Source organism: Amycolatopsis sp. CA-211722, assembly GCF_056828465.1.
Genome location: NZ_CP184752.1, coordinates 6021874 through 6045187 on the forward strand (window position 1 = coordinate 6021874; position 23314 = coordinate 6045187).

Here is a 23314-nt window from a genome sequence, read left to right on the forward strand (position 1 = left end):
CCTGGTGTGTTGGCGGTGACCGTTGAGGTGCAGGCATGGCCGTGCCTGGCGGACACAGACGCGGCGTTACGTCTGTGTCCGCCCCCTGTTCAGCGGTCAGTCGGGCTGGGCTACTGGTGCGGGCGCTGGCGTCGGGTTTCGGCTGTCGGCCCGGTCTGCGAGCGGATGTGGCTCGCCGGTGAGTGCCGTGAGGGCGGTGGCGACGTCGTGGATGTCGGCTTTGACGTAGCCGGCGGTGATGTTGTCGCGGGATTCGCTGTGCCCGGCGTAGGCACGGGCGACGGCGAAGCCGAAGTTGCGCTCGACCCAGGTAAGGGTGGTGTGGCGCAGCCAGTGCGCGCTGATCTGTTGCGCGTAGGCCCAGGGCAGCCGGCGCCCTACACGTGTCCAGATGTTGTCGTAGCGGCGGTCGGTGATCGGCTGGCCGCTGGCGTAGCGCAGCAGTTGCGCGCCGCGATCTCCGTGTCCGCGGGTCTCCGCGTGCCGGAGTAGTCCGCGCATCAGGGTGGGCGAGACCGGTTGCCAGCGCGCTGTCTCTCCCTTCTCCCGGAGATAGACCAGGCACTGTTCTTCGTCGAGGTCACGTGGCCGCAGAGCGATCGCGCCGCCTCGCCGACAGGCGGTTTCCTCATGCAGGCGCATGATGAGCGAATCGAGTTCGGGGTCGTTGCCTGAGGTGGCGACTGCGGTGTTGACCTCGTCGAGCCGCTCGTCGGGCAGTGCCCGCCGGGTCGAGGGGAGACGACGTGGTTTGGTGACCCGGCGGGCGGGGTTGGCCCGCTCGTCGATCAGGTCGTCGTCCTGGGCGTGCTTGTAGAGGCACCGGATGGCGGCGACGAAGTTCTCGGCCGCGTTGCGTCCGCCGCGGGAGTTGCGACGGATCACGGCAGTGGCTTTGGCGCGTTCGGCTTCTGCCCGGATGTCGCTGGCGCTGACCTGGTCAAGGGGGCGGTCCTCCCATGCCGCCCGGGCTTTCTTCCAGTAGGACCCGTAGGAGCGGGCGGTGCCCGGGGACACCATCTCGCTGACGGTGTCGATCCACTGTCCGACGGTCGGCATCGGTCGCGCCGGTGCGGCCGGCGTGGTGGCGAGCAGGTCGGTGGGGGAGACGCCCATTTTGGTCAGCAGCAGCCGCGCGGCCTCGATCTCGGCCGAACTCGCGGTGGCGGGGTCGGCTGGCATCATTGAGCACCCCCGCTCAGTTGGACGTGGAACAGCTGAAGCATCCGCTCCACCGCGGCGGGGGAGTGCACGACCAGCACGTCCTGAGCCGGGTCCGCGGCGACCAGGACCCGTGCACCGGCATGCAGGAAGCATCGTGCGCGGACCGGCGCCGGGATCACGACGTATGGCTTCGCCGTCATGGCCACCGCACCGTCGGGACGACGCTGGAACACCGCCGACGTCTCCAGGACGGTGACCAGGAGTGCGTCGCCGCGCGACCACCCCAGCAGGTCGACCGGATCGCGGGTCTGCACCCGGCCTGACGCGTCCACCCGTGCCATAGCGACATACGGCGCGGAGGACGACGGTGGGATCGGCAGCGGTACCAAGGCCGGTGCCAGGGACGGCGCGGGCGTGGCTGGCGCCGGGCGGGGCGAACGGCGGGCGTCGCGCAAGGACAAGCCCGGGACGGGGCCGCTCATGACATGCCTCCCCTGGACGGACGTTCAGGGGAGGAGCCGGTGGACAGGTCCAGCGTAGCCGAACCAGAAGAACCCGGATCGCTCCAGTTATCTGGTGCGACCGGGTTGTTACTCTGTGGTGCGGGAGATTTCCCGTGCAAGTGTGTCCGAGGGGGGACTTGAACCCCCACGTCCGTTAAGGACACTAGCACCTCAAGCTAGCGCGTCTGCCATTCCGCCACTCGGACTTGCTGATGTGAGAAGAGTATACGTCGCCTGGGAGGCCTCAATCAGGGGGGTACGTATAGTCACGCAGACCTACATTGAGACGATGTTCGGTTACCCTCCGACAGCTCCCGGGGAGCTAGAGTGGCAAGTTCCTCCAGGTCGGACGTCAAAAGTGCGTAGTGTGATCGGCGACTACGGAGGGTGGGGAATCAAAGCCGGGGGCGGGGCGCTTACACGGGCGTGAAGAAGATTGGTTTCCTGTCCTTCGGCCACTGGTCACCGAGCGCGCACTCCGAGACACGGTCCGCGGCCGACTTCCTGCATCAGTCGATCGACCTGGCGGTCGCGGCCGAGGAGCTCGGCGTGGACGGCGCGTACTTCCGTGTGCACCACTTCGCGCGGCAGGCGGGGAGTCCGTTCCCGTTGCTGTCGGCGATCGGGGCGCGGACGTCGAAGATCGAGATCGGCACCGGCGTGATCGACATGCGCTACGAGAACCCGATGTACATGGCCGAGGAGGCGGGCGCCGCCGACCTCATCTCCCGCGGCAGGCTCCAGCTCGGCGTCAGCCGGGGATCCCCGGAGCAGGTCATCGACGGCTGGCGGTACTTCGGGTACGGGCCGGCGGAGGGGCAGACCGCGGCGGACATGGCCCGTCAGCGCACCGAGGTCTTCCTCAAACTGCTCGACGGCGAGGGGTTCGCGCAGCCGAATCCGCGGCCGATGTTCGCCAATCCGCCGGGGTTGCTGCGGCTCGAGCCGTACTCGGAGGGGTTGCGCGAGCGGATCTGGTGGGGATCCAGCTCGAACGCGACCGCGGTGTGGGCGGCGGAGCAGGGGATGAACCTGCAGAGTTCCACACTCAAGGACGACGAGACGGGCGAGCCGCTGCACGTCCAGCAGCGTAAGCAGATCGAGGCCTACCGCGAAGCATGGAAGGAGGCCGGTCACTCGCGGGAGCCGCGGGTGTCGGTCAGCCGCAGCATCTTCGCGTTGACCAACGACCTGGACCGCGCCTACTTCGGCCGCGACCGGAACTCGCGCGACCAGGTCGGCATGATCGACGAGACGACCAGGGCGATCTTCGGCCGGTCGTACGCCGCCGAGCCGGACGAGCTGGTGCGGGCACTCAAGGAGGACGAGGCGATCGAGGCCGCGGACACCTTGCTGCTGACCATCCCGAACCAGCTCGGCGTCGAGTACAACGCGCACGTCCTGGAGAGCATCCTCACGCATGTGGCGCCGGAGCTCGGCTGGCACTGAGAATGCGCGGTTCGGCGGATGGGCCGGGGCGTCCCGCTCGTTACGATCGGGGCATCCCCGGCCATCGGAGGGTCCCGTGAGACTGCCCCGATCCCTGTCCTGCCTGGTCTTGGCGTTCGGCCTGGCGTTCCCGGCGACCGCGCAGGCGAGCGCTCCCGCCCCGCTCGGCGGCGGAAGTGTGCTGCAGAGCAGTGCGGCGACGCGGTGTACGGCCGGGTTCGCCGCCGTCTCGGGGAACACCGGCTACCTGATCGCGAGTTCCGCCTGCGGCAAACCCGGCGACACGATCCGCAGCGCGGGCCGAGTGGTCGGGGTGGTCGTGGGCGCGCAGGTTCCGCCGGCCGGCGCGATCGTCATCCGCGTGACCAATACGACCGACTGGCGGCTGGTGGGCTCGATCCCGCCCGTCGACGGCCGCGTCACGATCACCGGGTCGGTCGAGGCCCCGGTCGGCGCGTCGGTGTGCCGGTACGGCGCGACCACCGGATGGCGCTGCGGGATCATCCAGGCGAAGAACGTGTCGATCACCTTTCCCGAAGGAACGCTGACCGGCTTGACCCGCACGTCCGTCTGCGCCGAGCCGGGTGACCACGGCGGGCCGTTCGTCAGCGGGACACAGGCGCAGGGAGTGCTGGTCGGCGGCAGCGGGAACTGCTCCAGCGGCGGCACCACCTACTTCTACCCGGTCAACCGCGTCCTGTCGGCCTACGGCCTGACGATCCTCACCGGCACCTAGAACGGCAGGACCCTCGGATACGGGGGAGGGGAGTGCCGGGTGAACGCCGGACTGGTCGTCACGCGTGTTTCCCCCACGGCGTCGTAGATCGTCTGGTGTTCCGGCGCGAGCTCGCCGGCTTCGGAGTTCAGCGCGGCGGGCGCGTCCGACGGCCAGTGCCCGGCGTCCAGTCGCCGCTCCAGCGTGCGCAGGGCGGTGATCTCCTCGGACGCGGTGAACACACAGTGCCCTGCGCGGTTCACGAACAGCTGACGGAGATCGCCGCTCGGCCCGGCTCGGTCGGCGTAGGCGCGTTCGTGCGCCGCGGGGGCGGTGCCGTCCGCGACGGTGTGCATGGTCAGCACCGGGACGGGCGTGCGCCCCAGCGGCAGCCCGAAGTGCGCCAGATAGCCGACCGCGGCCGGATCGGGCGCGATTCGCGGCGCCTTCGCCAGCTTGTCGAGGTCGGCGTCGAGGTCGAGTCCCGCCTCCGCGTACGCCCGTTCCACGAGCGGCCGCTCGCCGGCCTTCGCGAGGATCCGCCGGTAGTCGACGCCCACGTTCCAGCTCGGGTTGCCGCCCGCGCGGTGTTCCAGCGCGACCCTGTCCACGCCGAAAGCGCTGACGCGGTAGAAGCGATCCCAGACGCCCTGCCAGAAAACCTGGTCCGCGACGGTCTGTGGCCGGGGCCGGGTGGCGTCGAACCAGCCCGGGATCTCGGCCAGCGCGTTCGCCAGCGCGAGCCGGGCCTGGCCTTGCGGGTTCGCGGTGGCGGCCCGCACCGCGCCGGTGAACCGGCTCTCGTTGCCCACGGGATCGGCGATCCGCACCAGATCCAGCCGCGCGTCGAGCAGCGTGTTCAGCGCGTACCCGAGATCGAGACCGGAGTTCCAGTGCGCGGCCCCGCCGGCGAGGTTGCCGCAGAAGGTCATCAAACCGGTGAACCGGCGCGGGTTCCGCTCGGCGAGCAGGGTCGCGGTGATCGCTCCCACCGATTCGCCCGTCGCGATGGTCCGCCGCGGTGTGCCGACCGTGCGGGAGAACCAGTCGTGCAACCGGATCTGGTCGGTCAGCGCCTCCTCGATCGACCAGCCGCGCACGGTCCGGTACTGGGACGCGGCCAGCGCGTACCCCTGCTCCAGCAGTGCGGACTCCGTGGTGGGCTGTGACGTCAGCGCGATCCGATCGGGTTCCGGATACGCCAGGGAGTACATCCCGTGACTCCACAGCATGAGCGTGCCGTTCCAGTTCTCCGGCGCCAGCACCAGATAACGCGCGCCGTCGAGTTCGCCCTCGTACCTGGTGACCGGGCCGCCGGCCGAGGCGCGGGGCACCACCAGCCCCAGGAAGATCGTGAGCAAGGCCAGGAAAACGAGACCACGTCGGGCCACGACGACCACCCCCGCGCCTCATCTTTCGCCGCGCGGAGGGTGGTGTCGAGGTCCGCTCGGCCTAACTGAAGATGACCGAGCGGAAGAGAAGTCTGTCCGAGCCCCGGCCGCCGTTCGGGCGAAGCGAGAAGTAGGAGTCGCTCGAGCAGTCGTCGTCCAGGAACACCACGGCGGTCGAGTCGGTGTCGTTCCGCGGACGGAACGCGTCGACGTCCCAGTCGGCTATTTCGGGTATTTCGATGCATTCGCCGTCGTCCGGATCCACCAGGGTGCCGACCTGGATTTCTTCGTCTTCGTCGTAGTAGCGGTAGGTGAATTCGCCGTCGGCCGCGGACGCGGTCGCGGGGATCGTGAAGCACAGGGCGACGGCGGAGGCCATGGCGAGGAAAGCGGTACGTGTATGCATGGGGACGACGTTAGGACGAAGATCAAGATCTCCGATAGGTCTCGCGGCCGGATCCACTCGGGAAGGTGGACCGAAGTCCGGCCGGTGATCGATAGTGAGGGCATGTACACCGGCAACCCCGACGTCCCCGGCGACGTGTTCGCGGACGTTCTCGGCCAGATCGACGATTTCGTCCGCACCCGGGTGATGCCCCGTGAGCTGGAGATCATGAGCACGGACGCCATTCCGGCGGATCTGCGGGCGCAGGCCGCGGCGATGGGGTTGTTCGGGTACGCGATCCCGCAGGAGTGGGGTGGGCTCGGCCTCGATCTGGTGCAAGACGTCGAGGTGGCGATGACACTGGGTTACACGTCCCTGGCGTTGCGGTCGATGTTCGGCACGAACAACGGGATCGCCGGGCAGGTGCTGGTCGGGTTCGGCACCCGCGAACAACAGGACCGGTGGCTGCCGGGGATCGCGTCGGGTGAGGTCGTCGCGTCGTTCGCGCTCACCGAGCCGGGTGCCGGATCGAACCCGGCCGGCCTGCGGACCAGCGCGAAGCCGGACGGGGACGGCTGGGTGATCGACGGCGGCAAGCAGTTCATCACCAACGCCACCGAGGCCGGGTTGTTCGTGGTCTTCGCGCGAATCGACACCGGGATCGCGGTGTTCCTCGTGCCCGCCGACGCGCCGGGCATCACGGTCGGGGCGAAGGACGCCAAGATGGGGCAGGAGGGTTCGCGTACCGCGGACGTGACGTTCTCGCAGGTCCGCGTCGGGTCCGAGGCGCTGGTCGGTGGAGACGGCGAAGTCGGCCACAAGGCGGCGATGACGTCGCTGGCGCGCGGCCGGATCCACATGGCGGGTCTCGCGGTCGGGACGGCGCAGCGGGCGCTCGACGAGTCGGTCGCGTACGCCGCGACGGCGACCCAGGGCGGTACGCCGATCGGGGATTTCCAGCTGGTGCAGGCGATGCTGGCCGATCAGCAGACCGGTGTGCTCGCCGGCCGGTCGCTCGCCCGTGAGGCGGCGCGGGCGTATGTGACGGGGGAGGACCGGCGGATCGCGCCGTCGGCGGCGAAGCTCTTCTGCACCGAAATGGCCGGGAAGGTCGCCGACCTCGCGGTGCAGGTCCACGGCGGAAGCGGCTACATGCGCGAGGTCGCGGTCGAGCGGATCTACCGGGACGTCCGGTTGCTGCGACTGTACGAGGGCACGAGCGAGATCCAGCGGTTGATCATCGGCGGTGGGCTGGTGCGGGCCGAGAAGAAGACATGACGCGGCCACTCGACGGGGTCACCGTCGTCGCCGTCGAACAGGCCGTGGCCGCACCGCTGGCCACCCGCAACCTCGCCGACCTCGGCGCGCGGGTGATCAAGGTCGAACGTGTCGACGGCGGGGATTTCGCCCGCGCGTACGACCACGCCGTCCACGGCAGCGGCGCGCATTTCGTCTGGCTCAACCGCGGCAAGGAGTCGCTCGCCGTCGACCTCAAGACCGACGAAGGCCGTGACGTCGTCCGGCGGCTGGTCGCGAAGGCCGACGTGTTCGTGCAGAACCTCGCGCCCGGCGCGGCGGAGCGGCTCGGTTTCGGCGATCTGCGAGCCGACCATCCCGAGCTGGTCGTGGTGAACCTGTCCGGGTTCGGCGCGGGCGGGCCGATGGAGCGGCGCAAGGCCTACGACATGCTGGTCCAAGCCGAGGCCGGGCTCATCGCGATCACCGGCACCCCGGACGCGCCGGCGAAGACGGGCATCCCGACCGCCGATATCGCTTCGGGCATGTACTGCGCGCAGGCGGTGCTGGCGGCGTTGCTGCGCCGCTGGCGCACCGGCGAGGGCGCGACGATCGAGGTCTCGATGCTGGAAGCCACCGTCGAATGGATGGGATACGCGCTCAACACCCGGATGTACGCCGGCACCGAACCCGAGCGGATGGGGCTGAGCCACAGTTCGATCGCGCCGTACGACGCCTTCCCCACGCGCGACGGCCAGATGCTCATCGGCGTCCAGAACGACACCGGCTGGCGCACGCTCGTCACCGACGTCCTCGACGCGCCCGAACTCGCCGACGACCCGCGCTTCACCACCAACGTCCAGCGGGTCGCCCACCGCGCGGAATGCGACGCCGCCGTCGCCGCGAGGACATCGCTGTGGTCCAACAGCGAACTCGACGAACGGCTCGCCACGGCCGGTGTTCCCGCCGCTCAGCTCAAGGACGTCGGTCAGGTCGCCGACCATCCTCAGCTCCGGGCGCGCGATCGCTGGCGCAAGGTCGGCACCGAATTCGCCCGGATCGACGCGCTGCTGCCGCCGGTGACGTTCGACGATTTCGAGGCGTGCATGGGCGACGTCCCGGCCTTGGGGGCGCACACGCGTGCGTTGCTCGTCGAGTCCGGAGTGGACGCCGACGACTACCTTCGCCGCGGCATCGCCCGCTGATTTCGGGAGCGATTGGAGGAACTCCAGGTTTACGCTCGAGATCATGCGATTCGCCATCAAGACTTCGCCGCAGGACACCGTCTGGTCCGACATGCTCGCCGTCTGGCAGGCCGCCGACGAGATCGAACTCTTCGAATCGGGCTGGACCTTCGATCACTTCTATCCCATTTTCTCGGATTCGACCGGCCCGTGCCTGGAAGGGTGGGTGACGCTCACCGCGCTCGCGCAGGCCACGAAACGGCTCCGGGTGGGCACGCTGGTCAGCGGGATCCACTACCGTCACCCCGCGCTGCTCGCGAACATGGCCGCGACACTGGACATCGTTTCCGGTGGACGGCTGGAGATCGGCGTCGGCGCGGGCTGGAACGAAGAGGAATCCGGCGCGTACGGCATGGAACTGGGCACCATCAAGGAGCGCAGTGACCGGTTCGAGGAGGCCTGCGAGATCCTCGTCGGCCTGCTGACCCAGGAGACCACCAGCTTCCAGGGCGAGCACTACCAGCTGACCGACGCCCGCTGTGAACCGAAGGGCGTGCAGAAGCCGCATCCGCCGATCTGCATCGGCGGCAGCGGCGAGAAGCGGACTCTGCGCACGACCGCGAAGTACGCCCAGCACTGGAATTTCGTCGGCGGCACGCCGGAGGAGTTCGCCCACAAGCGCGAGGTGCTGCACCGGCACTGCGCGGACATCGGCCGGGATCCGAAGGAGATCACCCTGTCCTCGCACGTCCGCCTCGGCGCGGACGGCGACTACGCGAAGGTGGCCGCGGACGCCGAAGCCCTCGGTGAAGTGGGGCTCGACCTGGCGATCATCTACCTACCGCCGCCGCACACCCCCGCCGTGCTGGAGCCGCTCGCGAAGGCGCTCGAACCGCTGCGCTGAGGTCTCGGAGGCCGGCCGGGGAGCGACGGCCCGTTGCGGAACCGGCCGGTCTCGCTATACGGTGACAGAACTAGAACAGGTTACAGTTCTGCACGGTGGGCGACCGAGGAGCGGACATGGCGAACAGGGCTGCGCGCGGCGACGAGGCCGATTACGTGGTCGTCGGATCGGGCAGCTCGGGAGCCGCGGTCGCCGGCAGGCTGGCGGAGGCCGGGGCCAGCGTGATCCTGCTCGAGGCGGGTAAGACGGACGAGAAGATGCTCGTCAAGAAGCCGGGGCTGGTCGGCCCGATGCACGCGGTGCCGCAGCTCAAGAAGCCGTTCGACTGGGGCTACTACTCGGTGCCGCAGAAACACGTTCTCGATCGCCGGATGCCGGTGCCGCGCGGCAAGGTGGTCGGCGGCTCCAGCTCCATCAACGGGATGGTCTACGTGCGCGGCAACCGCGCCAACTTCGACTCCTGGGCCGCCGAGGGCAACAAGGGCTGGGACGCCGACAGCGTCAACGCCGCGTACAAGCGGATGGAGGATTTCGAGGACGGCGAGAGCGACTTCCGCGGTGCGGGCGGGCCGATCCGGGTCACCCGCAACAAGACCCCGCAGGAGGGCACGCTCCAGTTCCTCCAGGCGACGGCCGACGCCATCGGCTGCGACATCCTCGACGACTACAACGCCGAGTCCCAAGAGGGCGTCAGCCGGATGCAGCAGAACGCCGCCGACGGCCTGCGCTACAGCGCCTCGCGCGGTTACATCCACCATCTCGCGCCCGCCACGCTGCAGGTCCAGTCCGGAGTGCTGGCGAAGAAGGTGGTCATCGAGAACGGCCGCGCCGTCGGTGTCGAGGTCGTCGACGCGAACGGCGGGCAGCGCATCCTGCGCGCGGGCAAGGAGGTCATCCTCTCGGCGGGCTTCGTCGGATCCGCGCAGCTGCTGATGCTGTCCGGGATCGGGCACGCCGAGCACCTGAAGGAACACGGCATCGACGTCGTCGCGGACCTGCCGGTCGGGGACAACCTGCACGACCACATGTTCCACGCGCTGACCTTCCGCGCGTCGTCGAGCAAGAACCGGGGCACGCCGCCGTACTTCGCGCGCGGCCTCGTCAGCGAACTGATGCGACCCGGAACGACGTTCCTGGCGAACTCGGTGTTCGAGGCGGTCGCCTTCCTCAAGACCTCCCAGGCCGCCGAGGTGCCCGACCTCCAGCTGCATCTCCTGCCGTGGGCGTACGTGACGCCGAACCAGGACGCGCCCATCCGCCACGACGTCGACAAACGGCCCGCGCTCACCGTGCTCACGACGCTGATCTACCCGAGGAGCCGAGGCACGCTGCGTCTCGCCTCGGCCGATCCCACGGCGGCGCCGCTCATCGACCCGCAGTACCTGTCCGATCCGGGCGATCTCGAGGTGCTCGGTGAGGGCTCGGAGATGGTTCGCGAGATCTTCGCGTCGAAGGCGTTCAACGGCTCGATCAAGGAGGAGTTGCACCCCGGCAAAGCGTTGCAGGGACAGGAACTGCGCGACGCGATCCTGAACCGCGCGACCTCGGTGTACCACGGCGTCGGCACTTGCCGGATGGGCGTGGACGAGCTCGCTGTCGTGAGTCCCGACCTCAAGGTTCGCGGGGTCGAGGGCCTGCGGGTCTGCGACGCCTCGATCATGCCGTCGATCACCGGTGGCAACACCAACGCGCCCGCCATCATGATCGGCGAAATGGGTGCGCAGCTCGTCTTGTCTGGGACGGGTGGCGGAGCTGAGGGATGACCAAGAAGGGACCAAACGCGTGAACCCGCCCGGCGTCGATCGCGGACGCGGGTTCACTACCAGATATTCGGACAACTGACGGAAAGAGGGCCATGACCGTCACACCGCTCGCGCTCACCCGTCCGGCGTCGGTGACCGACGCGTTCCTCCGACGGCTCGTCGCCCGCGTGCCGGGCTCGTCCGGCGCGACCTGGAAACTCACCGAGGTCTACACCGGCGAGGTGCTCGTCGAGCTGCCGCAGTCGACGCCCGCCGACATCGAGCAGGCGTTCACCACGGCCCGCGCCGCGCAGGAGAAGTGGGCCGCCACCCCGCTCAAACAGCGGCTGGAGGTGTTCAAACGCGCGCACACGCTCTTCGTCGACAACGCGCCGGCCGTCACCGACCTCATCCAGGTCGAGAGCGGCAAGAACCGCCGGATGGCGATCGAGGAGACCTGCGATCCGGCGATGGTGATGAGCCATTACCTCACGCGGGCCGCCAAACTGCTGGCGCCGGCGAAACGCGGGGGACCGGTCCCGTTCCTGACGACGTCCACCGAGATCCGGCAGCCCAAGGGCGTGGTCGGGATCATCGCGCCGTGGAACTTCCCGTTCGCCACCGGCATTTCCGACGCCGTCCCGGCGCTGATGGCCGGGAACGCGGTGGTGCTGAAACCCGACAACAAGACCGCGCTGTCCCCGCTCTACGGCGTCGAGCTGCTGGAGCAGGCCGGGCTGCCGAAGGGGTTGTTCCAGGTGGTGTGCGGCGAGGGCCCCGACGTCGGCCCCACGCTCATCGGCCAGGCGAACTACGTGATGTTCACCGGTTCCACCGCCACCGGCCGGGTGATCGGCGAACAGTCGGGCCGCAACCTCATCGGCTGCTGCCTCGAACTCGGCGGCAAGAACCCGATGATCGTGCTCGAAGACGCCGACCTCGCCGAGACCGTGCAGGGCGCGATCTTCGGCGCTTTCGGCAACACCGGGCAGATCTGCATGCATATCGAGCGGATCTACCTGCCGGAGTCCCGCTACGAGGAGTTCAAGAACGCGTACGTGGCCAAGACCAAGGACCTCGACGTCCGTGCCGCGTACGACTTCGGGCCGGACATGGGCTCGCTCGTCTCCGTCGACCACATGAACCGGGTCAAGTCCCATGTGGACGATGCCGTGGGCAAGGGGGCGACCATCCTTTGTGGAGGAAAGCCGCGGCCCGATCTCGGCCCGGCGTTCTTCGAGCCGACGATCCTCGAAGGCGTCACGAAGGACATGCTGTGCGGCGTCACCGAAACCTTCGGACCCGTTGTCGCACTGCACAAGTACCGCACGGTCGACGAAGCCGTCGAGCTCGCGAACGACACCGAGTACGGCCTCAATGCCTCCGTCTGGGGCGGTGACGTCGGCGCCGCGCGTTCCGTGGCCGCACGGATCGAGTCCGGCAACGTCAACATCAACGACATCCTGGCCACCGCGTACGCCTCGAAGGGGACGCCGTCCGGCGGGGTCAAGAACTCCGGCGTCGGCGCCCGCCACGGGGACCAGGGCCTGCTCAAGTACACCGACGTCAAGAACGTCGCGGTGCTCAAGAAGCAGGTCATGGGTCCCCGCGGCGGCCAGACCTACGAGAAGTACGTCGAAGGGATGCTGTCCGGCCTGAAACTCATGCGGCGCTTGCGCATCCGCTAGACCTCGTCGGTGTGCTGAGGCGCGGCCAGCACACAGGCGATGCTCAGCACGCACATCCCGATCAGCAGGCCGATCGCCGGCCAGACACTGCCGGTCGCCTGGAACAGCAGCGTCGACACCAACGGCGAGAGGCCGCCGAACAGCGCGCCCGCGAGCTGATAGGACAGCGAGATGCTGGTGTAGCGCGCCCGTGGGCGGAACATCTGCGACAGGATGGCGGCGATCGGGCTGTATGTCGCCGTCATCGCCAGGCGCATCGCCACGAACGCCGCGATGATCAGCACCGCGTTCTTGGTCGAGAGCACCAGGAACTGCGGCGCCGCGAGCACGGCGACCCCGGCCAGGCCGATGACGACCACCCGCACCCGGCCGAAGCGATCGCCGAGCCAGGCCGCGCCGAAACTGACGACCAGTTCGACGAAGGCGGCGATGGTGAGCGCGTTGAGCACCAGCGATTCGGAGACGCCGACGGCCGGATCGGTCGCGTACGCCGTCGCGAAGGTGGTGACGAGGTAGTAGCCGCCGACCGCGACGGGCAGCACACAGATGCCCAGCAGGATCGGCTTCCAGTTCGTCCGCACCGCGTACAGGATCGGCACGCCGGTTTCTTCGACGGTCTCCTCGAAGACCGGTGACTCCTCGACCTTCAGCCGCACGATGAGGCCGACACCGATGAGCAGCACGGACGCGAAGAAGGGGATCCGCCAGCCCCAGGTGGCGAGCCATTCTGTGCCGCCAGTGCTCAGCAGGCTGAACAAACCGGTGGCCAGCAGCGCACCGGCGGGGTTGCCCGCCTGCGCGAACGCGCCATAGAAGGTCTTCTTGTCCGGTGGCGCGTGTTCGACGGCCATGAGCACGGCGCCGCCCCATTCGCCGCCGACAGCGAGGCCCTGGACGAACCTGAGCACCACGAGCAGGATCGGCGCCCAGGTGCCGATCTGGCCGTAACCGGGGAGACAGCCGACCAGGAACGTCGCCGCGCCCATCATGGTCAGCGTGATCACGAGCGCGGTCTTGCGGCCGACCCGGTCGCCGACGTGCCCGAACACGATGCCGCCGAGCGGCCGCGCGAAGAACCCGACGGCGTACGTCGCGAAGGCCGCCGCGACACCGGTCAGCCGGTCGCCGGTGGCGGGGAAGAACACGGTGCCGAAGACGAGGCTCGCGGCCGTGGCGTAGATGTAGAAGTCGTACCACTCGATCGTGGTGCCGACGAAGGCCGCGAGCCCGGCCCGGCGGGCACGGCGGAGCGACTGTGTGTCGGTTCGGACGGTCATCGGGCCACCTCGCCGTCGATCCAGGTTTCCAGCACGCCGATGCCCGCGATCCGGCTCGGGTCGCAGGTCAGGGGATTCTCGTCCAGCAGCACGAAATCCGCGCGTTTGCCGGGGGTGATCGAGCCGAGGTCGCGTTCCCGGCCGAGCACCCGGGCGCCGGCGATCGTATGCGCGGCGACGGCCGACCGGACGTCGATCAGCAGGTCGTCCCCGCCGAGCCGGTGGCCGCGGCGGGTCGTCCTGGTCACCGCGGTCTGGATGGCTTCGAGCGGATTCGGTTCCGCGACCGGGGCGTCCGAGCTCAGCGTGACCGGCACGCCCGCGGCCTGGAACTCGCCGAGCGGGTTGAACCGCTCGCCGGGAGTCCCGACGGCGTCGGTGACGCCTTCGCCCCAGTTGTAGTAGTGCTGCGGCTGGTTGACCGGATGGACGCCGAGCGCGGCCATCCGCTCGATCTGCTCCGGGGACGGCAGCCCGCAGTGCTCGATGCGGTGCCGCGCGTCCGGCCGGGGATTCCGCTGCTGCGCGTCGTCGATGGCGTCGAGCACCATGGCGATCGCGTCGGGGGACTGGGCGTGGGTCGCGGTCTGGAGCCCGGCTTCATGGGCCTTGTCGATGAGCGCGGCGTAGTCCTTCGGGTCGTGGTAGAGCTGCCCAGTACGGCAGGGATCGCCGACGTAGCCATCCGGGAAGTACGCGGTCCAGCCACCGAGGGTGCCGTCGGCGTAGAACTTGATCCCCGCGAAAGCGAGGCGGGTGGTGCCGAAAGCGCCGTGCAGTCCCATTTCCAGGGCCTGGTCGAGCAGATGGGAAAGCAAGTACATGTGGACGCGTGTCTTGAGCCGCCCGGCTTCGTCCAGCCGCAGGTACATGTCGAACTCGCGGCGCGTGACCTGGGCGTCGCCGATCGCGGTCACCCCGGCGGCGAGGAACTTCTCCTGCGCCGCGGCCAGCTGCCGCGCGTGCTCCTCCGGCTCGTCCTCGAGGTGGAAGTTCGGCCCGTGCCGTCCGACCTTCACCCCGGTGACCCCGGTGAGGATGTTGCACGCGGCGTCCGAGAGCTCCCCGGTGAGTTCGCCGTGCTCGTCGCGGAAGAACACCCCGCCGTCGGGATCCGGGGTGTCCCGGGTGACGCCGTTGCGCCGCAACGTGAAGCTGTTCACCACACCGCCGTGCCCGCTGGCGTTCATGAGGTAGACCTCGCGATCGTCGGCGACCGCGTCGAGCTCTTCCTTGCGGGGATGGCGTTTCTCGGCGAGGTTGCGGTGTTCGTAGCCGTAACCGCGGACGGGCCTGCCCGCCGGGGTGTTCTCGGCCGCCTCGCGCAGCAGGGCGACGATGGCGGGGATGGTCAACGCGCGTTCGGGACCGCAGTCGACCCAGGTCATCATCTGCCCGTACATCAAGGGATGCGCGTGGGGATCGACGAATCCCGGCAGGAGCGTGCCCGGCAGCCGCCGCACCTCCGGATCGGGACGGCCGAGGCCCGCCGCGCGGGCACGGCATTCGTCCACCGAACCGACCGCGGCGATCTCCTCGCCGAACACGAGTACTGCTTCGGCGCCTTCGGTGGCGTCGTCGACGGTCACCAGCTCATCGGGACGCAGGATCGTCGCTCGCGCGTCGAGGACTGAACGATCGAGGGGCAACAGGCGCATCGGGCGGACTCCTGGGGTTTTCGACGGTGAAGTGGGGCGAAGGTAAGCGACGAAAACCGTCAGCGCAATCAGATCGGTCGTGTACGGATGGTGTTCACGATCGATCTGCGCGCGATCATGAACACAACGCGCTATCTCGGCTGTCTTTGCCGGGTTTCTGCTGGTGATATGGTGCGTCTCGCCGTCGGAAATTCAGCAGAGGAGAAATCGCGTGGACGACGCGCTGGTCGCGGCTTTGCGCACGGACGGCCGGATGAGCGTCGCCGATCTGGCCAAACGCGTCGGGGCTTCCAGGTCGGCCGTGTCGGCCAGGCTGGAACAACTGAAGGCCGACGGCTCGCTGAACGTGGTCGCGGCGGTCCACCCCGAGTTCCTCGGCCTGACCGCGTACGCACATCTCGCCATCCGCACTTCGGGCCGCTCGCAGGCGACGACGGACGCCATCGCGGCCTTGCCCGCCGCGGCGTTCGTCTCCGCGGTGAGCGGGGATCACCAGACCGTCGCCGAGCTGCGCCTGCCCGACTCGCCCGAGCTCTATCGCACGGTGGCCGACATCCGCGGCCTGCCGGAGGTGGAGCAGGTCAACACCCTCGTCTACGTGGACGTGGTCAAGGGGCTGTTCATGCCCGGCCGTCCGCTGCCGCCCTGGTTGCGGCTCGACGACCGCGATCTCGCGATCATGCTGCGGCTGCAGGCCGACGGCCGGGAAAGCTACGCGCGTATCGCCGAGCACGTCGGGCTGTCGCCGTCGGCCACCCGCACCCGCGTGCGCTTCCTGGTCGAACACGACGTCATCCGGATCGCGCCGGTGCTCAGCCGCGCGCGGCCGGACGCCGGCCTCGTCTGCGGGATCGGCCTGAACGTGCGGGGAGCCGGGGATTCCGTGACCGCCGCGCTCGCCGCGCGGGAGGACACCGAGTTCCTCGCCAGGACCATCGGCCGGTTCGACGTCGTCGCCACCATCGCCGCGCAGTCCGCCCGCGCGCTCGACCGGGCGCTCGAAGAGATCAGCGGCAGGCCCGACGTCGTGACCGCGGAGACGTGGGTCCACCTCCGCATCGCCAAGGAACGCTACGAGTGGCCGCTGCCGACCGCGGAGGAACTCGCGCGCCGCTAGGCGTTGTCCAGCAAGGCTTTCCGGATCTCGGTCTTGAGCACCTTGCCGATCTTGGACCGGGGGAGATCCGGCCAGACCAGGATCTCCTTCGGCGTCTTGATGCTGCCCAGCCGCTCCTTGACCGCGGCGCGGAGCTCTTGTGCCGCCGCCGTCCTCCCGGAGTGGAGCTGGACCACGGCGGTGATCTGCTCGCCCCATTTCTCGTGCGGCAGCCCGATCACGGCGCAGTCCTGCACCGCTTCGTGCGCCATGAGCGCCTGCTCGACCTCGGCCGAATAGACGTTGAAACCGCCGGTGATGATCATGTCCTTGGCGCGGTCGACGATGTAGAGGTAGTGGTCCTCGTCGAGGTAACCGATGTCGCCCGTGTGATGCCAGCCGTGCGCGCTCGCCTCCGCCGTCGCGTCCGGATTCTTGTAGTAACCGAGCATCACCAGCGAACCGCGGACGACGATCTCGCCGCGTTCGCCGGGCGGGAGCAGCTCGCCCGTGGCGGACATGATCGCCACCTGGGTGAGGGGAGTGGGCTTACCGGCCGACGTGAACCGTTCCAGGGCAAGGGATCCATCGGGATGGACGTGCTCGGCGGGCGCGAGGGTGGACACCATCATGGGGGCTTCGCTCTGCCCGAACAACTGCCCGAAGACCGGGCCGATCCGGGTGATCGCTTCGGCGAGTTTGGTGGCCGACATCGGCGCGGCGCCGTACCAAAGGCATTGCAGCGACGACAGATCGGCGGCGTCGAGCGCCGGATTGTCGAGCAGCAGGTAGATCAGTGTCGGTGGCAGGAAGGTGTGCGTGATGCGGCGGCGTTCCACCAGTGCGAGGAATTCGCCGAGGTCCGGCGAGGGCATGACGACGATCTCGCCGCCGAGGGTCAGGACCGGGAAACAGAGCACGCCCGCCGCGTGGGTCAGCGGCGCCAGCGCCAGGTACCGCGGGCGGCCGGTGAACGGGTAGCTCATCAGCGTGAGCGCCGACATCGTCTCCACGTTGGTGCCGCTGAGCATCACCGCTTTGGGATGGCCGGTGGTGCCGCCGGTACCGACCAGCAGGACCATGTCGTCCGGCGGGGTTGCCTCCCAGGGCTCGTCGCCGCCGATCCAGCCGGAAAACGGGACGGCGCCGGGCATCGTGCCGTCGAGACAGACCACTGTGGACAGTTTCGGCAGGTCGGGGAGCATCCGGGAGACGAGCGGTGCGAACGACTCCTGCACCAGGAGACAGGTGCAGTCGAACAGGTCGAGCAGTTCCCTGTTCTCGGCGGCCTCGTTGCGCGGGTTGACCGGGCACCACACGGCACCGGCCCGGCTGATCCCGAAGACACAGCCGAACGACAGGGGATCGTTCCCGGACAGGATCGCCACCTTGTCGCCCGGCTCGACGCCGGACCGGGCCAGCGCCCGCCCCACCTGCCACGACAGCTTTTGGACGTCGCCGTAGCTGAGGGACGTGTCACCCATGGTGAGGCAGGGCGCCGCCGGATCGAGTGAAGCGCCCTTGTCGAGGTAGTCGGTCAGTCGCACGCGCTCGTCCTTCCGGTCAGTCGTGGACGGTCAAGACCGGATTCGAAACCAGCCCGAAGCTTCGTAGCACGCCGAGCAGTTCGCGGTGGCCGAAAGCCTGGCACCCGGAGGCGAACCCCACGCGCTTCGGCGGCTGCTGAAGCAGCGAGTAGGCGCCGTAAGCCTGCATCAACCCGGTCTGCTTGTAATTGCAGGTCCCGTGGATGACACAGTGCGCGCGGCCCAGCGGCCCCGAGGCGTGCACCGAATCCAGCGAGGTGTTGAGCCGCTGGTTCTCTCGCGGCGGCATCTCGTCGCGCACCGCGGCGGCCTGCTCTGCCAGCACGCGCATCTTCTCGTCCAGCGGCAGGTCTTTCACCTGTTCCAGGACGGCCGCGACGATCTGCGGCACCCCCTGCATGAGCGCGCGGTCGAAGACGCCGCCGACGGCCTTGACGTTGGCCACGCGGGCGTCGTTCTTGAACCAGACCGGATGCGAGGTGCCGCCCCAGGGAAGGGCCAGCCCGGTTTCGTGATGGCCGGGCACGGTGACGTCCTGCAGTCCGCCGTCGGCGGGCCAGGGTCGGTACTCGTTCTGTTCGAGGTAGTACGCGGCGGACAGCGCGGCGTTGACCAGGATCGTCTTCGTCGAAGCGACCGTGGGATACCCCTTCCAGAACACCAGGATGTCCAAAGTGTCCAGTCCCGGGGTCTCCAGGCACAGGTTCGCCGCGATCTCGCCGGTGGTGTACATCTGCGCGATACCGGGGGAGAGCAGCAAGCCCTTCTCGGCCATCTGCGCGCCGTAGCGTTCTTCGGAGGCGATCAGCCAGTCCTGTTCGCCGGTGGTGTCGAGGTAATGCGTTCCGGTGCGCAGGCAGGCTTCGACGACTTCGTGGCCGTACTCGCTGAACGGGCCGACGGTATTGCACACGACCTTGGCGTCGCGGAACAGTTCGGTGAGCGCTTCGACGTCGTGCGAGACCTCGACGACCTCGTGATCGATGGTGTCGAGACCGGGGACGTGGTCGATCGCCTCCTGGATGCGGGCCTTGTCCCGGCCGGCGGCGATGAACGGGACATTGTACTCGCGCAGGTACTCGCAGATCAACCGTCCGGTGTAGCCGGAGGCGCCGTAGACCACGACGGGTTTGGGGCTGCTCATGGTGATTCCTTTCGGGTTCGTGCTGGTCACATGCCCATTCCGCCGTCGACCGGGAGCCCGGCGCCAGTGATGAAGCGGGCGGCGTCGGAGGCGAGGAACACGACGGCGTCGGCCATGTCCGCGACTTCGCCGAGCCGCCCGGCGGGGGTTTGCGCGACGACCGCGCCGATGGCGTCCTCGACGCTGGGGAACAGGCCGACCTCGACGACGTCCTGCGCGAGCTGATTGCCCATCTGGGTGGGGACGAGGCCGGGGTAGACGCAGTTGACGCGCACGCCGTAGCCGAGTTTCCCGGCCTCCATGGCGGCGACCCTGGTGAGCCGGTCGACCGCCGATTTCGTCGCCGAATAGCCCGCGATGCCAGGGAAGGCGATGGTCGCGGCGACCGAGGCGATGTTCACGACGGCGCCACCGGCGCCCGCGGGACCGCCGGGCCGCATCGCGCGGAAGGCGTGCTTCACGCCGAGGGCGGTGCCCAGGACATTGACGTCGAGCATCTTGCGCACGTCGGCGGGGTCGAGGTCGGCGACGAGCCCGGTGATCTCGACGCCGGCGTTGTTCACCACGATGTCCAGCCCGCCGAGTTCGCCGATGACCGCGTCGACCGCCTGCTCCCAGCTCTGTTCGTCGGTGACGTCGAGCCGGACGAAGCCCGCGTCGAGCTTGTCGGCGGTGGCGCGCCCGAGATCCTCCTGGACGTCGCCGATGACCACCGAGGCGCCCGCCTGTGCCAGCGCTTCGGCCATTCCGGCGCCCAGGCCCTGCGCGCCACCCGTGACCAGGGCTTTTCGGCCCGAAAGGTCGTACGAACCCATGGACTTCTCCTCCTTGAGACGGTCCGCGGTTGCGGTGTGGGTCACATCCTGAGCCAGTTTTGGACAGTCGTCAAGATTTTCTTGGACAGTCGTCAAGAAATCCGCGACGCTAGACTGAGGGTCCCGCGGCAGGCGCGGGCTCCCGGACCGGACAGGAACTCGTGGTGACCGAGACGAGCGAACGGATCGCACGCCGGAGCGTGGACAAGTTCGCCCAGCGCCGGGCGGAACTGGCGGAGTCCGCGCTGCAGGCGCTGTCCGAGCTGGGGTACGCGAGGACGAGCCTGCGGGAGATCGCGCAGAAGTCCAACTTCTCGCACGGGGTGCTGCACTACTACTTCACCGACAAGGTGGAACTGCTGACCTACGCGGTCCGCAAGTTCGAGGAAGTGTGCGTGACCCGCTACGACGAGGTCGTGGCCATGGCGCGTTCGGCCGAGGAGCTCGAACGGGGATTCGGCGACGCGATGGCGGGCACGCTGCGGGCCGACGCCGTGATGCACCGGCTGTGGTACGACCTGCGGAACCAGAGCCTGTTCGAGGCCGCGTTCCGCGCCGACGTGCTCGAGATCGACACTCAGCGGCAGGCGATGATCTGGCGGGTCGTGGAGCGCTACGCCGAACTCGCCGGCGCTTCGCCGGTCGTGACGCAGCAGGTCGCTTACGCGGCTTTCGACGGCCTGTTCCAGCAGGCGCTGCTGCACCATCTCGCCGACGGTCTCGCCGAGGACGCCGGGTCGTTGCTCCGGCGGCTGGTCTCGTAAGTCCGTTCGATGGGCTCCTGGAGGTGGAGCCCATCGAACGGCTTGCCGCTAGTCGGTGGCGTTGATCGCCGCGCCGTCGTAAAGAAGGGTTCCGGCGCTGTCGTAGACCCGGACCTTGAGCTTCGTCATTTCCGTTCGCGAGTCGGCCATCAGCCGCTCGAACTCCGCGCGGCCTTCCGCGGAAGCGGCTTCATGGGCTTCCAGTCTTTCCCGAGCGTGGCGGAGGCTGACCATGTCCACGGTTATTTCGGCGGCGAAGGTGCCGTCCACGATGTCGGCTTCGGCGACTGTGCCGTCGCTCGCGTGGAGCTCCAGTCTGGCCGCTCCGGGGGCGAGGCGTCCCATCAGGCAGGCGGGCCGGCCGTTGTAGGCGGCCGTCCAGCGCCAGACCGAGTAGGGGCGCCGGTCTTGGTCTTGTTTTTGGTCTTGGGGTTGCAGGTTCAGCCACGTGCCGCGGCCGTTCTCGAGGTTGCAGATGCCGGCGGAACCGTCTTCGTTGTAGGCGAGGAGTGCGCCGAGCTCGGCCGTGGCGCCGATTCTGGCGCCGGGATGCCAGCCTTGGGTGGGTGGCAGTCGGTCGGTCGAGCCTCGTGCGGTTTTCTCTTCGATGGTCGCGGTGAGGGCTGATGCGAGCTGTGCTGCGGGTGACGTCACTGCGTGCTGTTCTCCTTTGTGTCGGTTCGATGAGCGGATCGATGTTAGCAGAAAGCGCTTACTGAGGTTTCGGTTTGTTGGAGCCGATCGGTCGGCGTGACACCGAGAACGCCAATGGCCTGCTGGGAATACGGTGATGCGCGCAAGCCTTGAATCCGCTTTCGAAACTCCTTCATATTCGTACATGTGTTCGATTTCTGGTATTCTTGTGGGGTGTCCGAGACTTTCCTCCCCGAGTTGCCGCAGGAACTGTGGCGCGCCGGCAAGCTGGAGCTTGCCCATGGCGTGCAGCAGTCGTTGCAGGTGATCCGGATGGCGACCGCTTGTCTGGGGCGGTTCCTGGCGGAGATCGAGTCTCGGGGCGCCAAGGACTTGTACGGGTATGGCAGCACGGCGAGCTGGCTCGCGGATCTGGCGGGACTATCGCGCGGCGAAGCGGGCGCGGTGGTGAAGCGGGCGATCGCCTTGAACCCGACGCGTGCTTTGGATGGCACGGAGGTTCCACCTCTCGCACCGGCGACTGCCGCGGTGGCGGCTCAGGGGTTGGTCGGGAATGAGCGGATCGATCAGATCCTGGAGATCTTGAAGAAACTCCCCGCCGAGATTTCGGCCGAAGATCGGGCGGGTGCGGAGCAGATCCTCGGCGATCTTGCCCCGACTGCCGGACCCCGGCAACTCGCCGAGGCTGAGGCGAATCTGCTGGGCTTGCTGGATCCGGATGGCAAGGAACCCAAGGAGTCTGAGCCGAAGGAACCACGCCGGGAGATCACCCTGGAACGCCGCAAAGACGGCTTCTGGAAACTCACCGGCCTGCTCGATGACGAGACCGGGGCCCGGACCGCGGCCGCGTTGGAGGCGCATGCGCAGCCTCGGCCGGTGGACGAGTTCGGGCAGGCGGATCTGCGGATGAAATGCGGACGCATGGGAGACGCCTGGGCCGACCTCCTCGACTTGGCGATCGCCTGCCCGGACCAGCCCGGCACCAGTGGTTACCGCACCCTCGTCCACGTCACCATCGGACTCGACGAACTCAAATCCGGTCTCGGGACCGCGTGCCTGGATTTCGTGGGGACGATGACCGCGCGGGAAGCCCGGCTCGCCGCGTGCGACTGCCTGATGGTGCCGGTTGTGATGGGCGCCTCCGGCGAGCCGCTGGATATGGGACGGCTGAGACGGTTCGTCACCCCAGGCCAACGACGTGCGCTCAACATCCGAGACGGTGGCTGCGCCTTCCCGGGCTGTCATCGGAAGCCCAAGAATTGCCACGCCCATCACATTCATCACTGGGTAGATGGCGGGCCGACGGATCTTCGGAATCTGGTGCTGTTGTGTGGCTTCCACCATCGGTTGATTCACCACGGTGACTGGGAAGTCCGGATGGCGGCCGATGGGTTACCGGAGTTCATCCCGCCTCAATACCGGGACCCGCTCCGACAACCCCGCCGCAACACCCTGCATCACCGCTGAACCCCGAAGAGCCCGTCGGCCACGCCGGCGACGGGCCCTTCGTCATGCCCGCCAGGCTCCACCGATATCCGGCCGCTCCTGATCGGACCGATCACGCACGACTGTGTGGATTTCTGGTCATCCAACGCACCAAAATCCACACAGTCCATCACCACCAGACCGGTCACGACCGAGCAGGGATCCTCAGTTCACTTCGAGATCGGGTTCCCGTTCGACGGGCTCCCATGACGACGTCACGTTCGCCAGCGACACCGGCCCCAAGGCCATCCGCCGCAACGATTCCACCACCAGCGGTTCCGTGGTCGGGAATTCGTGCTCGCCCCAGCGCGTGACGACCACCAGTGAGCCGTCCTCACTGGTTTCGACGAGGCTGTCGTCGGTGAGCGACCACGGGGGGATCGTTTCGGCCACACCGTCCAGTGGCACTGTCAGAGATCATCGGCGTGGTCGCGGGCCAGTTCGTCAATGCCCATCGTGAAGATCGGCGCTGGCGCCGAGAGCAAGCCCGGGAACGCGAGGAGCGTGAACTAG

Annotated in this window: 22 protein-coding genes and 1 tRNA gene; 10 read left to right on the forward strand and 13 right to left on the reverse strand. The window is 68.4% G+C overall.

What is annotated here, in order from left to right; genetic code table 11:
* Positions 1–96: 96 nt before the first annotated feature.
* From ACOCEP_RS28475 to ACOCEP_RS28485, 3 genes are all read right to left on the reverse strand, one after another.
* Entirely contained in the window at positions 97–1185 is a 1089-nt protein-coding gene (locus tag ACOCEP_RS28475) for a tyrosine-type recombinase/integrase (RefSeq protein ID WP_482332128.1), read from the reverse strand.
* A complete protein-coding gene (locus ACOCEP_RS28480; protein ID WP_482332129.1) occupies positions 1182–1646 on the reverse strand; it encodes a hypothetical protein in 465 nt (154 codons plus the stop codon). Before ACOCEP_RS28480 ends, ACOCEP_RS28475 begins: the two co-directional genes overlap by 4 nt.
* A gap of 143 nt (positions 1647–1789) precedes the next feature.
* Positions 1790–1873 (reverse strand) — tRNA-Leu (locus ACOCEP_RS28485).
* Between the two features lie 220 nt (positions 1874–2093).
* Between ACOCEP_RS28485 and ACOCEP_RS28490 the strand changes: the two genes are divergently transcribed.
* Together ACOCEP_RS28490 and ACOCEP_RS28495 are read left to right on the forward strand one after the other, a co-directional pair.
* Positions 2094–3116, forward strand: coding sequence for an LLM class flavin-dependent oxidoreductase (locus tag ACOCEP_RS28490; RefSeq protein ID WP_482332130.1), 1023 nt, complete (start codon positions 2094–2096; stop codon positions 3114–3116).
* Positions 3117–3192: 76 nt separating this feature from the next.
* Complete coding sequence (locus ACOCEP_RS28495; RefSeq protein ID WP_482332132.1) at positions 3193–3852, forward strand: S1 family peptidase; 660 nt, start codon at positions 3193–3195, stop codon at positions 3850–3852.
* On the opposite strand, the gene ACOCEP_RS28500 is transcribed toward ACOCEP_RS28495, so the two are convergent.
* Entirely contained in the window at positions 3849–5222 is a 1374-nt protein-coding gene (locus ACOCEP_RS28500) for an alpha/beta hydrolase family protein (protein WP_482332133.1), read from the reverse strand. The two genes, ACOCEP_RS28495 and ACOCEP_RS28500, sit on opposite strands and share 4 nt — an antisense overlap.
* Before the next feature lie 61 nt (positions 5223–5283).
* Entirely contained in the window at positions 5284–5628 is a 345-nt protein-coding gene (locus ACOCEP_RS28505; protein ID WP_482332134.1) for a hypothetical protein, read from the reverse strand.
* A 102-nt stretch (positions 5629–5730) separates the two neighbouring features.
* Here ACOCEP_RS28505 and ACOCEP_RS28510 point away from each other — a divergent pair, with 102 nt between their 5' ends.
* The 5 genes from ACOCEP_RS28510 to ACOCEP_RS28530 all read left to right on the forward strand — a co-directional run bounded on the left by ACOCEP_RS28510 (position 5731) and on the right by ACOCEP_RS28530 (position 12361).
* Entirely contained in the window at positions 5731–6885 is a 1155-nt protein-coding gene (locus tag ACOCEP_RS28510) for an acyl-CoA dehydrogenase family protein (RefSeq protein ID WP_482332135.1), read from the forward strand.
* On the forward strand, positions 6882–8048 hold the full coding sequence (locus tag ACOCEP_RS28515; protein ID WP_482332137.1) for a CaiB/BaiF CoA transferase family protein: 1167 nt from the start codon (positions 6882–6884) through the stop codon (positions 8046–8048). Before ACOCEP_RS28510 ends, ACOCEP_RS28515 begins: the two co-directional genes overlap by 4 nt.
* A gap of 43 nt (positions 8049–8091) precedes the next feature.
* Positions 8092–8931: an LLM class F420-dependent oxidoreductase gene (locus ACOCEP_RS28520; protein WP_482332138.1), complete on the forward strand. Its 840-nt coding sequence runs from the start codon at positions 8092–8094 to the stop codon at positions 8929–8931.
* A gap of 116 nt (positions 8932–9047) precedes the next feature.
* The gene (locus ACOCEP_RS28525) at positions 9048–10694 is read left to right on the forward strand and encodes a GMC family oxidoreductase (RefSeq protein WP_482332139.1); all 1647 of its coding nucleotides are present in this window, start codon (positions 9048–9050) and stop codon (positions 10692–10694) included.
* 92 nt (positions 10695–10786) lie between these two features.
* Complete coding sequence (locus ACOCEP_RS28530) at positions 10787–12361, forward strand: succinic semialdehyde dehydrogenase (protein WP_482332141.1); 1575 nt, start codon at positions 10787–10789, stop codon at positions 12359–12361.
* Here the strand turns inward: ACOCEP_RS28530 and ACOCEP_RS28535 are convergent.
* Entirely contained in the window at positions 12358–13638 is a 1281-nt protein-coding gene (locus ACOCEP_RS28535; RefSeq protein ID WP_482332142.1) for an MFS transporter, read from the reverse strand. The two genes, ACOCEP_RS28530 and ACOCEP_RS28535, sit on opposite strands and share 4 nt — an antisense overlap.
* The gene (locus ACOCEP_RS28540; RefSeq protein WP_482332143.1) at positions 13635–15296 is read right to left on the reverse strand and encodes an amidohydrolase; all 1662 of its coding nucleotides are present in this window, start codon (positions 15294–15296) and stop codon (positions 13635–13637) included. The genes ACOCEP_RS28535 and ACOCEP_RS28540 overlap by 4 nt, the downstream gene beginning before the upstream one ends.
* Positions 15297–15507: 211 nt before the next feature.
* Between ACOCEP_RS28540 and ACOCEP_RS28545 the strand changes: the two genes are divergently transcribed.
* A complete protein-coding gene (locus tag ACOCEP_RS28545) occupies positions 15508–16413 on the forward strand; it encodes an Lrp/AsnC family transcriptional regulator (protein ID WP_038514898.1) in 906 nt (301 codons plus the stop codon).
* Here ACOCEP_RS28545 and ACOCEP_RS28550 read toward each other — a convergent pair.
* Genes ACOCEP_RS28550 through ACOCEP_RS28560 form a run of 3 tightly spaced genes read right to left on the reverse strand, consistent with a single transcriptional unit; the run spans position 16410 to position 19898 of the window.
* Entirely contained in the window at positions 16410–17939 is a 1530-nt protein-coding gene (locus tag ACOCEP_RS28550; protein ID WP_482332144.1) for an AMP-binding protein, read from the reverse strand. The two genes, ACOCEP_RS28545 and ACOCEP_RS28550, sit on opposite strands and share 4 nt — an antisense overlap.
* A gap of 16 nt (positions 17940–17955) precedes the next feature.
* Positions 17956–19083 (reverse strand): DUF5938 domain-containing protein, encoded by a 1128-nt coding sequence (locus ACOCEP_RS28555; protein WP_038523611.1) that lies wholly within the window; start codon positions 19081–19083, stop codon positions 17956–17958.
* Between the two features lie 26 nt (positions 19084–19109).
* Entirely contained in the window at positions 19110–19898 is a 789-nt protein-coding gene (locus ACOCEP_RS28560; RefSeq protein WP_038523608.1) for an SDR family NAD(P)-dependent oxidoreductase, read from the reverse strand.
* A gap of 164 nt (positions 19899–20062) precedes the next feature.
* Here ACOCEP_RS28560 and ACOCEP_RS28565 point away from each other — a divergent pair, with 164 nt between their 5' ends.
* Positions 20063–20662, forward strand: a complete 600-nt coding sequence (locus ACOCEP_RS28565; protein ID WP_482332145.1) for a TetR/AcrR family transcriptional regulator — start codon at positions 20063–20065, stop codon at positions 20660–20662.
* A 48-nt stretch (positions 20663–20710) separates the two neighbouring features.
* On the opposite strand, the gene ACOCEP_RS28570 is transcribed toward ACOCEP_RS28565, so the two are convergent.
* Entirely contained in the window at positions 20711–21316 is a 606-nt protein-coding gene (locus ACOCEP_RS28570; RefSeq protein WP_482332146.1) for a hypothetical protein, read from the reverse strand.
* Positions 21317–21529: 213 nt separating this feature from the next.
* Between ACOCEP_RS28570 and ACOCEP_RS28575 the strand changes: the two genes are divergently transcribed.
* Complete coding sequence (locus ACOCEP_RS28575) at positions 21530–22783, forward strand: HNH endonuclease signature motif containing protein (protein ID WP_482332147.1); 1254 nt, start codon at positions 21530–21532, stop codon at positions 22781–22783.
* On the opposite strand, the gene ACOCEP_RS28580 is transcribed toward ACOCEP_RS28575, so the two are convergent.
* Both ACOCEP_RS28580 and ACOCEP_RS28585 read right to left on the reverse strand, forming a co-directional pair.
* Positions 22774–22950, reverse strand: coding sequence for a hypothetical protein (locus ACOCEP_RS28580; RefSeq protein WP_482332148.1), 177 nt, complete (start codon positions 22948–22950; stop codon positions 22774–22776). The genes ACOCEP_RS28575 and ACOCEP_RS28580 overlap by 10 nt on opposite strands.
* 16 nt (positions 22951–22966) lie before the next feature.
* Positions 22967–23194 carry a hypothetical protein gene (locus tag ACOCEP_RS28585; RefSeq protein WP_482332149.1) on the reverse strand — a complete coding sequence of 76 codons (228 nt, stop codon included), beginning with the start codon at positions 23192–23194 and terminating at the stop codon, positions 22967–22969.
* Between the last annotated feature and the right edge of the window lie 120 nt (positions 23195–23314).